The 12,939-nt window shown below is 71.7% G+C and carries 10 protein-coding genes; 3 read left to right on the forward strand and 7 right to left on the reverse strand.

All coding sequences use genetic code 11. The features are described 5' to 3' along the window. Nucleotides 1-10: 10 nt before the first annotated feature. On the reverse strand, nucleotides 11-1,009 hold the full coding sequence (locus DQ384_RS11295) for an SGNH/GDSL hydrolase family protein (protein WP_114028676.1): 999 nt from the start codon (nucleotides 1,007-1,009) through the stop codon (nucleotides 11-13). 298 nt (nucleotides 1,010-1,307) lie between these two features. Here DQ384_RS11295 and DQ384_RS11300 point away from each other — a divergent pair, with 298 nt between their 5' ends. After that, on the forward strand, nucleotides 1,308-2,681 hold the full coding sequence (locus DQ384_RS11300; protein ID WP_114028677.1) for a cystathionine beta-synthase: 1,374 nt from the start codon (nucleotides 1,308-1,310) through the stop codon (nucleotides 2,679-2,681). Nucleotides 2,682-2,711: 30 nt separating this feature from the next. On the opposite strand, the gene DQ384_RS11305 is transcribed toward DQ384_RS11300, so the two are convergent. Further along, the gene (locus DQ384_RS11305; protein ID WP_114028678.1) at nucleotides 2,712-3,860 is read right to left on the reverse strand and encodes a sensor histidine kinase; all 1,149 of its coding nucleotides are present in this window, start codon (nucleotides 3,858-3,860) and stop codon (nucleotides 2,712-2,714) included. A 249-nt stretch (nucleotides 3,861-4,109) separates the two neighbouring features. After that, entirely contained in the window at nucleotides 4,110-5,381 is a 1,272-nt protein-coding gene (locus DQ384_RS11310; protein ID WP_114028679.1) for an MMPL family transporter, read from the reverse strand. Between the two features lie 234 nt (nucleotides 5,382-5,615). On the opposite strand from DQ384_RS11310, the gene DQ384_RS11315 reads away from it, so the two are divergent. Then, a complete protein-coding gene (locus DQ384_RS11315; RefSeq protein WP_114028680.1) occupies nucleotides 5,616-6,758 on the forward strand; it encodes a cystathionine gamma-synthase in 1,143 nt (380 codons plus the stop codon). 34 nt (nucleotides 6,759-6,792) lie between these two features. On the opposite strand, the gene DQ384_RS11320 is transcribed toward DQ384_RS11315, so the two are convergent. The 4 genes from DQ384_RS11320 to DQ384_RS11330 form a co-directional block, all read right to left on the reverse strand. Then, the gene (locus DQ384_RS11320) at nucleotides 6,793-7,224 is read right to left on the reverse strand and encodes a hypothetical protein (RefSeq protein ID WP_114028681.1); all 432 of its coding nucleotides are present in this window, start codon (nucleotides 7,222-7,224) and stop codon (nucleotides 6,793-6,795) included. A 63-nt stretch (nucleotides 7,225-7,287) separates the two neighbouring features. Continuing rightward, complete coding sequence (locus DQ384_RS41195) at nucleotides 7,288-7,443, reverse strand: hypothetical protein (protein ID WP_181871154.1); 156 nt, start codon at nucleotides 7,441-7,443, stop codon at nucleotides 7,288-7,290. Between the two features lie 252 nt (nucleotides 7,444-7,695). After that, on the reverse strand, nucleotides 7,696-9,645 hold the full coding sequence (locus tag DQ384_RS11325; RefSeq protein ID WP_114028682.1) for a vWA domain-containing protein: 1,950 nt from the start codon (nucleotides 9,643-9,645) through the stop codon (nucleotides 7,696-7,698). Between the two features lie 111 nt (nucleotides 9,646-9,756). Then, complete coding sequence (locus tag DQ384_RS11330) at nucleotides 9,757-11,274, reverse strand: sigma 54-interacting transcriptional regulator (RefSeq protein ID WP_114028683.1); 1,518 nt, start codon at nucleotides 11,272-11,274, stop codon at nucleotides 9,757-9,759. Between the two features lie 124 nt (nucleotides 11,275-11,398). Between DQ384_RS11330 and DQ384_RS11335 the strand changes: the two genes are divergently transcribed. Then, a complete protein-coding gene (locus DQ384_RS11335) occupies nucleotides 11,399-12,613 on the forward strand; it encodes an FIST signal transduction protein (protein WP_245966380.1) in 1,215 nt (404 codons plus the stop codon). The last annotated feature ends 326 nt before the right edge of the window (nucleotides 12,614-12,939 follow it).

Genomic DNA, 12,939 nt, shown 5'->3' on the forward strand with positions numbered 1-12,939 from the left:
GTGACCGTCATCAGGCGCTACGAGGCATGGCCCCCGGCCGACGGCGAAGGATCGCGGCCCATCTTCCCTGGGGGCCGGTCGCGCGGCCGGCGACGCGGGTCGCGGTGACCTCGGTGCCGGGCTCCTCCGCGGCGATGGCCGCCGCGAGGTAAATCGATTGGGATGCCTCGCCGCGCTCGGATTCAGGCTCGGGCCACAACCCCAACGCAGCGCATACAGACGGTAGCACTACGTTAGCGGACTGTTGATAACCTCGCACAGATGGGTGGTATCGATCGGGTCCGAACATCTCGCCCGGGTATGTATCGAATTCCGGCCCGAGGACGTCGGCGAACGCCACCGTGCGCCCGCCCTCCTCGATGACGGCCACCGTCTGCGCCGCCGCGAGCTGGCGGCTCCACCGCCGCGTCACCCACCGGAGCGGCTGCCCGATCGGGCGAACCGTGCCGAGGTCTGGACATGTACCGACCACGACCTCCGCGCCCTCCTCGCGAAGCCTGCGCACCGCCGTCTTCAGGTGCCCCACGGCCAGGGCGGGCTTGGTCTGGGTCGTCACGTCGTTCGCGCCGACGAAGATGACCGCGATGTCGGGCTTGGTGCGCAGGGCCCGGTCCACCTGGAAGGGCAGGTCGGCCGAGACCGCCCCGGAACGCCCGAACACGTGCAGCCGCACGGGCCGCTCGGCCACCGCCGCCAGGCCCCCGGCCAGCAGCACGGCGGGCGTCGTGTTCGGGTCGGTCATGCCCAGGCCCACCGACGTCGAGTCCCCGAGCATGACCATGTCGATCGGCTGGGCCGGCCCGTCACAGGCCCAGGTGCCGTAGAGGCCGTCGGCGGCCGGCCCGTCCATTCCGTGCGGGCGTCCGACCGTCTTGCGCGCGAGTTGCGCCTCCGCGAGGAGCAGACCGTAGACGGCCACCCCCAGCGCGGTCACGCCACCGCCCCCGAGCGCGGCTGCGGTCGCGATCCGGCGGGCCGCCCGAGCGGTCCCCGGCGTCCAGATCACCATCCCCGGTGTCCCCTTCCTTGGTCGTTATTTACGCCGTTGCTTGGTTCCGTCCTGGTTTAGGGGTGCAGTGACCTCGGCTTACGTGGTTCCTGGCTGGTTTTCTGGGTTGTGGCCTGTCTTGAGCACTATGATCGCGGCCGCACCGGTACGCGTGGGGCGTGGCTCGCGGCCGCCTGTCCCTTGAGGCGGTAGTCGTGACGGTACGGTGTGAGTTGAACACGCTGGACGACCACCTGACCCCTCGGAACTCCGGCATCGGTAAGCTGACAAAGCTTCGTTAAATGAGGTGTTATTCCCGGTGCGCGTACACGATTCGCTGATCGAGCTGATGGGCAACACCCCGCTCGTCCGGCTGCGCAAGGTCACCGCCGGCGTGCCGGGCCAGATTCTGGCCAAGGTGGAATATTTCAACCCCGGCGGCTCCGTGAAGGACCGCATCGCGCTGCGCATGGTCGAGGCGGCGGAGCGCTCGGGCGCGCTGCGCCCGGGCGGCACGATCGTGGAGCCCACCTCGGGGAACACGGGCGTCGGTCTGGCCATCGTCGCCCAGGACAGAGGTTACCGATGCCTGTTCGTGGTGCCGGACAAGGTCGCCCAGGACAAGATCGCGGTGCTGCGGGCGTACGGCGCCGAGGTGGTCGTCTGCCCGACGGCGGTGTCGCCAGACCACCCCGAGTCCTACTACTCGGTCTCCGACCGGCTGGCCCGTGAGGTGCCCAACGCCTGGAAGCCCGACCAGTACTCCAACCCGGAGAACCCGGCGAGCCACTACCACTCGACGGGCCCGGAGATCTGGGAGCAGACCGAGGGGCGCATCACCCACTTCGTCGCCGGCGTCGGCACGGGCGGCACGATCAGCGGCACCGGGCGCTACCTCAAGGAGGTCTCCGGCGGGCGCGTGCAGGTCATCGGCGCCGACCCGGAGGGCTCGGTCTACTCCGGCGGGTCCGGGCGTCCGTACCTGGTCGAGGGGGTGGGCGAGGACATCTGGCCCGCCACCTACGACACGACGGTGGCCGACCGGGTGATCGCGGTTTCCGACAAGGATTCGTTCGGCATGACCCGCCGCCTGGCCCGCGAGGAGGCGCTGCTCGTCGGCGGCTCGTGCGGCATGGCGGTCGTGGCGGCGCTCCGGGTGGCCGCCGAGGCCGGTCCCGACGCCGTCATCGTCGTCCTCCTGCCGGACGGCGGGCGCGGCTACCTGTCCAAGATCTTCAACGACGACTGGATGGCCGACTACGGCTTCCTGACCACTCCGAGCGAGGAGGGGCTGGTCCGCGACGTGCTCGGCCGCAAGGGGCCCGGCCTGCCCGAGTTCGTCCACGCGCACCCGCACGAGTCGGTCAGCACGGCCATCGCCATCATGCGCGAGTACAGCGTGTCCCAGCTGCCGGTCATGAAGGAGGAGCCGCCGGTCATGGCGGCCGAGGTGGTCGGCTCGATCGTCGAGCGCGACCTGCTGGAGGGCCTCTACCGGGGCAAGGTCTCGGGCGAGGACCCGATCCAGGACCACATGTCGGCGCCGCTGCCGATGATCGGCGCCGGCGAGCCGCTCTCGGTGGCGATCGAGGCCCTGGAGAAGGCCGACGCCACGGTCGTCCTCGACGACGGCAAGCCCGCCGGCCTGGTCACCCGCCAGGACCTGCTCGCCTACCTCGCCAGCGGCGCCTGAGGGACGCCGCGAACACGCCGGGGGCGGAGGCTAGGCGTTAGGCGCGGGGAACCAGGCACGTACCTCCCAGGCGCCGTCCGGGGTGGGGCCGGCGAACATCCGGCCGCCTACGGCGGTGACCCGCTCGTTCATGCCCACCAGGCCGAACCCGCCGCCGAGCCGCGAGACGCGCGGGTCCGAGCCCGACCGGTGGTTGCGCACGCGCAGCACGGCCCCGCCCTCGGCGTGCCGGAGGTCGGCCTGCACCCAGCCGGTGCCCGGGGCGTGCCTGCGGATGTTGGTCAGTGACTCCTGCAGCACGCGGTGCAGGGTGGTGAGCACCTCCGGGGCCATGGACGCCTCGCTGACGCCCTGGGCGATGTCGAAGGCGACCGGCGGGCCTCCGGTGGCGAAGCGCTCGACCAGCAGGCGCAGGTCGTGGAACGTCACTCCGGGATTGCGCGCCGCGTCGTCCTCGGCGCGCAGTACGCCGACCAGCCGGCGCATGGACGTCAGGGCCTCCGACCCGGCTCCGGCGATCGCGTCCAGGGCGGGCACGACGGTGTCGGGCCGCTGGGCGGCGACGGTCCTGGCCGCCTGCGCCTGGACGACGATGCCGGTGATGTGGTGCGCGACCAGATCGTGCAGTTCCCTGGCCAGCTCCAGGCGTTCGGCCCTGCGAACGGCGTGCACGGTCTGCTCGCGGCGTTCGAGCTGGTAGCGCAGGTAGCTGCCGACGCCCATCGCGATGGCCCAGAGGACGAACAGCATGAAACCCCACACGACGGCCACGTTGTCGGGGGTGCGCAGGCCGCTGTTCAGCTCCAGGGTGAGCATCGACAGCAGCGTGAGGATGACGGCGGTCCGCAGCGGGCGCACCCAGCGCAGCACGCCGACGGTCAGCAGCAGCAGGGCCCCGCTCTCGGCGAAGCCGGGCAAGCCGCGCCACCGGAACGCGAACGCGATGACGGAGACGGTCACCGATACCGCCATCAGCAGCACGACGCCCTGGACGCGGAACCGCCGCCGCAGCAGGTAGGCCCCGATACCGAGCAGCCCGATGAGCGGGACGGCGAGCTGCCCGTAGCGCATGGAGGCGGCCAGCGCGACGTCGCCGAGCAGGAGCACCCCGAGCAAGCAGACCAGCGCGATCTCGCTGAGCCGCTGGATCCACCAGACGATTCGGGGGGCGTCCCTCACAGACATCGAGCGTAAACCGGACGGCGCACTGCAGGATCGGCCATTCGGACGACCGGCTCGTGGTCATATCAATCTTCCTGGCGAGGCGCGGCCGGGGTCCCTCTGGCGATGCTGGATGGCGAATGGAGGGGAAATGACCATCTTCAGCGTGATCCTGCTCATCCTCGGCGTGTGCTCGTTCGCCCTTCTGGCCCTGGCCGACCCCGTGCTGCTCTCGCGGGTAGGCCGCGGGGGCCCGCGCGAGGACGTTTAGCGCCTCCCGGCCAGGCCCCCCGCGTCCACGGGCTCCGGAGAGGGTGCCGCCCCCGGGCTCAGGGCGCCCGGGGCGGTGTCCGGCCACCACGCCCGCCCGCCGAGCGTCGCGGCCAGCCCGGGGACGATGACCAGCGCCAGCCCCGCGCCCCCGGCCACCAGGCACAGCCCCGACAGCACGTCGTAGGCGCCCGCGACCAGCGTCCCCGCGGCCAGCAGGGCGGCGAGGGCGGACGGGCCCGCGTACTTGACCGCGAGCGCCGAGCCGGTCCTCGGGTCGCTGCCGGTGCGGGCGGCGGCGCGCACCCTGGCCAGGACCAGCACCGCCGACGAGACGCTCATGACCAGCGCGAACATGAACACGGCGATCTGCCGGCCCGGCCCGGCAGCGGCCGTCCCCGAGGCCCACGCGACCAGCAGCCCGCCGGTGGTCAGGTAGACCGGGGCGATCAGACTCCGCAGCACGAGCGCGAGCACCAGCGCGACCAGCACCCCGGCGACCGCCATCACCGTGAAGGGCAGCGGCTCGGGCACCAGCACCGGCCCGGTCGCCCCCATCGCGACGATCAGCGCCGCCGTCACGGCCGTCCACGCGCCCGGCCGGGCGGCGACGGCCCGTCCCAGCCGCGCGAGGGCGGACGGCGGCCCCGTACGGCGCCGCCCCCCGGGCCATGCCAGGGAGCCGCCCAGCGCCGCCAGCACGGCGGGCACGAGGGTGAGGACGACCAGCATCTGGACCGCCGCCGTGAGCGCCAGGGACGGGCCGAGGCCGCGAGGGAGAGCGCCGCGAGGGAGGGCGCCGAGGGGGAGGGCGGCGCAGGCGGCCATCCAGGCGGCTCCCGAGGTGGCGACGACCGCCCCCACCTGCTCCAGGGCGGTGACGACGGCCCGCGCGGGCGGCTCGGCCGCGTGCAGGCGTTCCCGGACGCGGTGGGCCAGCATCGTGGCGGCCCCGGCGGCGGCGCCGTAGGCGAACACCTCGGGGGCCGGGGACAGGCCGAGGCCGGCGAGCAGCCCGGCGGACAGGCCGTGGGCGGCGACCGCCGCCAGCACGACGGCGAGCGCCGCGGAGGGGGATCTGAGCACGGCGAGCAGGACCAGGGCCGCGACGATCGTCCCCGCCGCTCCGATCGGGCCGGCGGGCAGGGGGCCGTAGCCGCCGGGACGGGCCTCGGGCCAGGCGACCAGGGCGGCGGCGAGCACCACGAGCCAGGCCGCGAGCACCCAGCCGGCGTGGCGGGTGGTGAGCCTGCCGATGACGTCGAGCATCGTCTTGGTCCCGTCGTCAGCCGTCGCGGGCGGAAGCCGCCTCCGTGTGGTCGTGACGTCTCCGCCGCGCGGCGATCATGTCCGTTTCATGACCGGTACGTTCACCACGATGACTCCACACTAAGTACGTTTCGCCCTCCTGCCATCGGACGATCGGCCGATCCCGGGCTCGTCCTTGCGCCGTAGGGGAGAGAGCAGGGGCTCGTCCTCCGGAAGGGGCGATAGCGTGGGTGCATGATTGAAGGTTTCGAGACATTGGCCGTTCACGCAGGCCAGGAGGCCGACCCGCACACCGGCGCGGTGGTGCCCCCTATCTACGCCGTGTCCACCTACAAGCAGGACGGCGTCGGCGGGCTGCGGGCGGGTTACGAGTACAGCCGCTCGGCGAACCCGACCAGGACCGCGCTGGAGGAATGCCTGGCCGCCATCGAGGGCGGCACGCGCGGCCTCGCGTTCGCCTCTGGGCTCGCCGCCGAGGACACCCTGCTGCGCGCGGTCTGCGCGCCCGGCGACCACGTCATCATCCCGGGCGACGCCTACGGCGGCACCTACAGGCTCTTCGCGCAGGTGCTCGCCCGCTGGGGCCTGCTCTTCGACCCGGTCCCGCTGCACGACCTGGACGCGGTGCGCGCGGCCGTCCGTCCCGAAACCAAGGTCATCTGGGTCGAGACGCCCACCAACCCGCTGCTCGGCATCGCCGACATCGAGGCGCTGGCCTCCATCGCCCAGCAGGCCGGCGCGCTGCTGGTCGTGGACAACACCTTCGCGTCCCCCTACCTCCAGCAGCCGCTGGCGCTCGGCGCCGACGTCGTCGTCCACTCGACCACCAAGTACGTCGGGGGGCACTCCGACGTCGTGGGCGGAGCCCTGGTGGCTCGCGACAGGGACCTCGGCGACCGGCTCGCCTACCACCAGAACGCGATGGGAGCCGTGGCCGGGCCGTTCGACGCCTGGCTGACGCTGCGGGGCGTCAAGACGCTGGCCCTGCGCATGGAGCGCCACTGCGACAACGCCGAGCGCGTCGTCGACCTGCTGCTGTCGCACCCGCGGGTCACCGAGGTGCTCTACCCGGGCCTGCCGAACCACCCGGGCCACGAGGTCGCGGCCAAGCAGATGCGGCGCTTCGGCGGCATGGTGTCGTTCCGGGTCGCCGGCGGCGAGGACGAGGCCGTGCGGGTGTGCGACCGCACCAAGCTGTTCACGCTCGGCGAGTCGCTCGGCGGCGTCGAGTCGCTGATCGAGCACCCAGGGCGCATGACGCACGCCTCGGTGGCGGGCTCGGCGCTGGAGGTGCCGTCCGACCTGGTGCGCCTGTCGGTGGGCATCGAGACGATCGGCGACCTGCTGGCCGACCTCACCGAGGCACTGCGCGCCTAGGACAGGGGCGCCCGGCCCGCCGCCGCGTCCCGGCTCAGGGGTTGAACCAGACCATGAGCACGAGGATCACCAGCCAGATCAGGGCCATGATCGACGAGAGCATGGCGATCCTGCCGGTCTGCACCTTGGCGTCGTCTTCGGGGATCTCGTTCGACAGCACGCGTACGGCGGTGCTCTGGTCGCGTTCGATCATGACCAGGAGCACCGCCGCCACGATGAACAGCGTCATCGAGATGGACAGATAGGGCTTGGACAAGGCGGCGCGGCCCAGGGCGATCCCGAAGAGGAACACCGCGAGCGTCAGCACGCCGAAGATGCGCGTGGTGCGGTGCAGGTGCCGCAGCACGCCGACGTCCCGGGCCCGGATGTAGCGCGGTGTGAAACTGGTGGCGACGGTCACCGGGCCGATCGCGAAGATGGCGAAGCCGATGTGCAGCCAGAGCAGAAACTTGTCCAGGAACGACATGCCGCCGAGGCTATCGCCTGGGTGATCAGCCAGGGAACGGTCTCGGCTCAACCGCAGGCAATCTCACGACCTGGGGACGTCGGGCGCGCCCAAGGCGGACTCGGTGATCTCGCCCGCCTCGTCCCTCTCGCGAGGGGCGTGGAAGCGGTTGTTCACGGAGAGCTCGAACATCGTGACGGTGAGGACCATCACGAAGAGGAGAGCGACCGCCGCGATCATGGCACCCTCCTTTCACGACAGGCGAAACGGTGGAACCGTCTCAGGGGGGCCGTCGTCGGCATACTGCCAATGAATATCCTCGGCGCTTGCATTTGAATAGGCAACCGATTAACACGGTCGGCGGGGCGCCTCGGTAATGCAGGTGATTCCATCGTTCCCGGCACGCCGCAACGATAAGGGTGATTGTCCGCAAATCCGGCGTTGAGCAGGGCGGGGGCAGGGCGGGGGCAGTGCGGGGGCAGGGCGGCGGCGTCAGCGGGCGCGGCGGGACCGCAGGAAGTCGCTGACGACGTACTCGCCGAGCCGGTCGGCGCTCGGCGAGAAGACGCGCCCGCCGTTGCGCCGGGCGACCTCGTCCACGAACTCCTTCAGGCGCTCGTCGGTGGCCAGCATGAAGACGTTGATCGTGGCCCGGCGCCGGGTCATCTTGTCGACCTCGGAGAGGGTCAGCTCCAGCGTCTCGCGGGACGGCGGCCACTCGAACCAGTAGCGGCCGTTGCGGGTCAGGTGGGCGGTCGGCTCGCCGTCGGTGACGACGATCACCACGGGCTCGAAGTCCGGGTGCCGGTCCAGGTGGCGGCCGGCGATCAACAGGGCGTGGTGCAGGTTGGTGCCCTGGACCATGTCCCATTCGAGGCTCGCCAGCTCCTCCGGCTGGAGCACCCGGGCGTAGTTGGAGAAGCCGATGATCTGCACGGCGTCCCCGGGGAACTTCGAGGCCACCAGCGCCTGGAGCGCCAGCGCGGTCTGCTTGGCGGGCGCCCACGTCTGGCGCAGCGCCATCGAGTACGACAGGTCGACCAGCAGGCACACCGCCGCCGCCGTGCGGCGCTCGGTCTCGGCCACCTCGAAGTCGTCCACCGACAGCGACACCCGGCCGCCCGTCCCGCCGCGCCGCACGCCGTTGACCAGGGTGCGGACGACGTCGATGGGCTGCTCGTCGCCGAAGCGCCACGGGCGCGAGGAGCCGGTCAGCTCGCCGGCCGCGCCCGCGTCCCGCTGGTCGTGGTCGCCCCTGCGCCCGGCGTCCAGGGAGTCGAAGACCCGCCGCAGGGCTGTCTCGCCGAGCCGCCGTACGGCCTTGGGGGTGAGCTCCAGCTTGCCGCGCTGGCGGCGCAGGTAGCCCTGGCGCTCCAGCTCGCGCTCGATCTGCTTGAGAGCCTCCAGGTCGTCCACGGCCGACCGGCCGAGGGCGCGGCGGATCGCGGCCTCGTCCACGTCGTCCAGCCGGGCGCCGGGGTAGTCCTGCTGGAGGGCGGCCTCCAGGTCGTTCAGGTCGGCGAGCTCCTCCAGGGCGGTCACGGCGTCGCCCATGCCGAGGCCCTGTTCGCCGTCCATGCGCTCGGAGGAGTCCCAGTTGAGGTCGGGGCGGCGGGCGTACAGGGACTGGCCGAGGCGGGCCATCTGCTCGGCTAGGCCCGCGTCCTGGAGGGTCTGGTCGATCAGCGCCTGCAGCTCGGCGCGTTGCTCGGGGGTCATGGAGGCGAGCATCCGCTGGGCGGCGGCGGCGCGGCGGGCCAGGATGTCGACGAGTTCGTCGAGGTTGCGGGGATTCTCCGGAAAGAAATCCCGATATTTCTCCATAAACTGGTCAAAGTCGCTTTGGGTGTGCTCACCGCGCGCGTCCCGGTCCAGCATGTCGTTCAAATCCGACATCATCTGCCGAACCCGGTTCATCATTTCCGGGTCTGGATTCGCCAGCGCCTCCCGCATGCCGCGGAACCGGCTGTCGAGCACCTCCCGGCGCAGCAGGTCGCGCAGCTCCTCGAACGTCTCGCGCGCCGCCGCCGAGCGCCACTCGTACGAGCCGAGCCGCTGGACGGCGCTCGCCGTGTCGGACGGCACCGAGTCCAGCTCGGTCTCGCGCAGCCGCGCCTCGTCGGAGGGGTCGGGGAACAGCTCGGCGCGCTCCTGCCCGATGGCCTTGTCGAGCAGCGCGCGGGCGCGCTCCAGCGTGCCGGAGAGATTGCCGCGCTCGCTCAGCTCACGGCGGCGCCTGCGCACCTCGCGCAGCAGCTCGTCCAGCCCGCGCCGGTCCGGGGCGCCGGGAAGGCCGCGCCGGAGCAGGTCGCGGAGGGAGTCGAGGGGGGTGGAGCCCTGCAGGATCGCGTCGCCCATCTCGTCGAGCGCGGCGCGCACGTCGTACGGCGGTGCCAGCGGATCGGGTCCGTCGTGGTACTCGCCGTATCGGTATCCGCTCATCTCTTGGCAGCCTAATCGTCAGATGTCCGATGTGCGATGAAGTGACCGATCCGGGGACGCCTCGCGGGGCGGCGCGCCGGAGTCCGGTGCGCCGCCCGCCGGAAACGCGTCTCAGGTGCGGTAGACGGCCCCGCCGTCCACCTCGTCCTTGGACAGGCGCCGCATCAGGTAGAGGCCTTCCAGGGCGAACTCCAGCGCCGCGGCGGCGTGCCCCGGCGACTCGTCGCCCTCGCCCATGCCCACGGCGGACATGATCTTGGCGAGCCCGTTGATCTGGCCGATCCGCTGGAGCAGGTCGGTGGCGGTGGTCATCTCGCCGGTCTCGATCTGGACGCCTTCGCTGAACTTGTCCAGCAGCGCGGACAGGTCCATGCCCCCGAGCGTGCCCCGGAACGTCTCGGCGACGGCCCGGCGCAGCAGGTGGGAGAGCACCTCGACCTCGCGGCCCTCCTCGCTGACCTCGAACTCGACCTTGCCGCGCAGCGTCGGGACGACTGCGGGAAGGTCGGCCACCCGGGTCACCGGACGCTCCTCGCCGGTGATCGCGGCCCGCCGCACGGCCGAGGCCGCGGCCGTCTCGGCGGCGGCGATGGCGAAGCGCGCCGAGACGCCCGAGCGCGAGTCCACCGCCGTGGACTCCCGGACCAGGCGGGTGAAGCGGGCGATGACCTCCACGATGTGGTCGGGGAGCTCGGCGCTCAGGCCCCCCCCGTCCTCGGTGAGGACCGGCTGCCCGTTCTGGAACTTCCAGTTGAGGACCGCCTCCTGGCGGATGAGGCCGAGTTCGTCCTCCAGCGTCAGCGGGTAGTGGGTGCGGATCTCGGCCCCGAAGCGGTCCTTGAGCGGGGTGATGATGCGCCCGCGGTTGGTGTAGTCCTCGGGGTTGGCGCTGGCGATCAGCAGCACGTCCAGGGGCAGCCGCAGGTTGTAGCCGCGCACCTGGATGTCGCGCTCCTCCAGCACGTTGAGCAGGGAGACCTGGATGCGTTCGGCCAGGTCGGGCAGCTCGTTGACCGAGAAGACGCCCCGGTTGGTGCGCGGCACGAGGCCGTAGTGCACCGTCTCGGGGTCGCCGAGCGTGCGGCCCTCCGCGATCTTGATCGGGTCGACGTCGCCGATCAGGTCGCCGACGGAGGTGTCCGGCGTGGCGAGCTTCTCGCCGTACCGGTCATCGCGGTGCTTCCAGGTGATCTCCAGATCCTCGCCCCGCCCGGCCGCGAGCTTGACGCAGCGGACGCACGCCGGCGCGTACGGGTGGTCGTTGATCTCACACCCCTCGATCACCGGCGTCCACTCGTCGAGCAGGCCGGTGATCGTGCGGATCAGGCGCGTCTTGCCCTGGCCGCGCTCGCCGAGCAGCACCAGGTCGTGTCCCGCCAGCAGGGCCCGCTCCAGATGGGGAAGCACGGTCTCGTCGAATCCGACGATGCCCGGGAATCTGGGCTCGCCTGCGCGTAACCTGGCGAGCAGGTTCTCGCGGATCTCCGCCTTGACCGTGCGATAGGTGTGTCCACTTTCGCGCAGGTCACGCAGAGTGCGGGCCTGCGGGGTCTCACTTCGCGGTGTGGGCGATTCATGCACGGCATCGAGACTACGTCGCGGGGGAAGCTTGTGGCAGCTTATACACATTTCGGATCTTGACCATTGTGTGACGCTACGCGCGCGTTGTTACTCCCGTAGTGGGGAGAATCCGGCCAAGAGGGTCAAAACCCAGCGACACACAACGACTCGCGCGGAAGGGGAGGCGAGGCGTGTGGCAGTGCTGACGAGCCGGTTCGCGGACGGTCTCGCCGTGGGCTCCGACCTGGAGGCCGCCGCCGAGCAGGCGGTGCGCCAGGCGCTCTCCGGCCTGTCGGGACCACCGGACCTCGTGTGCTTCTTCATCTGCGGCGAGGATCCAGAGGAGGTGTCCCGCGCCGGGCTGCGGGCCATGCGCATGGCGCCCGGGGCCCAGGTCATCGGGTGCAGCGCCACCGGCGTCATCGGCGACAGCCAGGGCGTCGAGCACACCTCGGCGGTCAGCGCCTGGGCGGCCAGCCTCGACGGTGCCCGCGTGACGACGTTCGTCCTGGAGACCCTGCGCATGGAGGACCGCTTCGTGATCATCGGTCTTCCCGACCGTGATCCCGACGACCGGGTGGCCATCCTGCTCGCCGACCCGTACAGCTTCCCCACCGACGCCTTCGTCGAGCACTCCTCCGACGTCCTCGGCGACCTTCCCCTGGTCGGAGGGCTCGCCAACGGCATGCGCGGCCAGGGCTCGGTCCGCCTGTTCGCCGGCGGCGAGATGTACGCCGAAGGGGCGATCGGCGTCATGCTGAGCGGCCCCCTCAACGTGAGCACCGTCGTCAGCCAGGGCTGCCGCCCGATCGGCCCCACCATGGTCGTCACCCGCTCCGAGGACAACCTGCTGCTCGAACTCGCCGGGCAGCCCGCGCTCGCCCGCCTGGAGGACATCGTCAGCGGCCTGGACGAGGACGACAGGGAGCTGGTGGCCTCCGGTCTCCAGATCGGCATCGCCATGGACGAGTACGCCGAGATCCACGAGCGGGGCGACTTCCTGATCCGCGGCATCCTCGGCATCGATCCCGAACGCGAGGCCGTGGCCGTGGGCGACGTGCTCGACATCGGCCAGAGCGTCCGCTTCCAGGTCCGCGACGCCGCCGCGGCGGACGAGGACCTGTACGAGCTCCTCGACGCGCACGTCGAGGAGCGCGGGCGCATCGACGGGGCGCTGCTCTTCTCCTGCAACGGCCGGGGCTCGGCCATGTTCGGCAGCCCCGACCACGACGCGCTCGCGCTGCGCGACACCCTGGGCCCGATCGGCATGGCCGGGTTCTTCGCGGCGGGCGAGGTCGGCCCGGTCGGCGGACACAACCACGTCCACGGCTTCTCGGCCTCCATCCTGGTCTTCTCCAGCGGCCAGAACAGCCCCAGCGGCGGCGAGCGAGCCGCCCGCCACGCCTGACGCCCTCGTCCCTGACGTCGTGGCGCCGTGGTCCCTGAGGCTCTGGGCTCCGACGTCCTGACGCTTCGCCCCTGATTCGCCCTGCCCGCCACCCCAGCCACCGCAGCCACTCCCGGGCACGCGAGCCACCCCAGCCACCTAGCCACCCAGCCATGTCCGCCACGCCAGCCACCCAGCCACGCAGCCACGCAGCCACGCGAGTCATGCCAGCCACGTCAGCCACGTCAGCACGCCTGCCAGGCCGCCGAGCTCGCCGCGCCCCGCCACATCCACGTCCGCCCGGCGTCTGACGCCCGCCCCGCCCGGCCGGCGTGTGATCCTGGTAC

Source organism: Sphaerisporangium album (assembly GCF_003323745.1).
GTDB lineage: Bacteria > Actinomycetota > Actinomycetes > Streptosporangiales > Streptosporangiaceae > Sphaerisporangium > Sphaerisporangium album.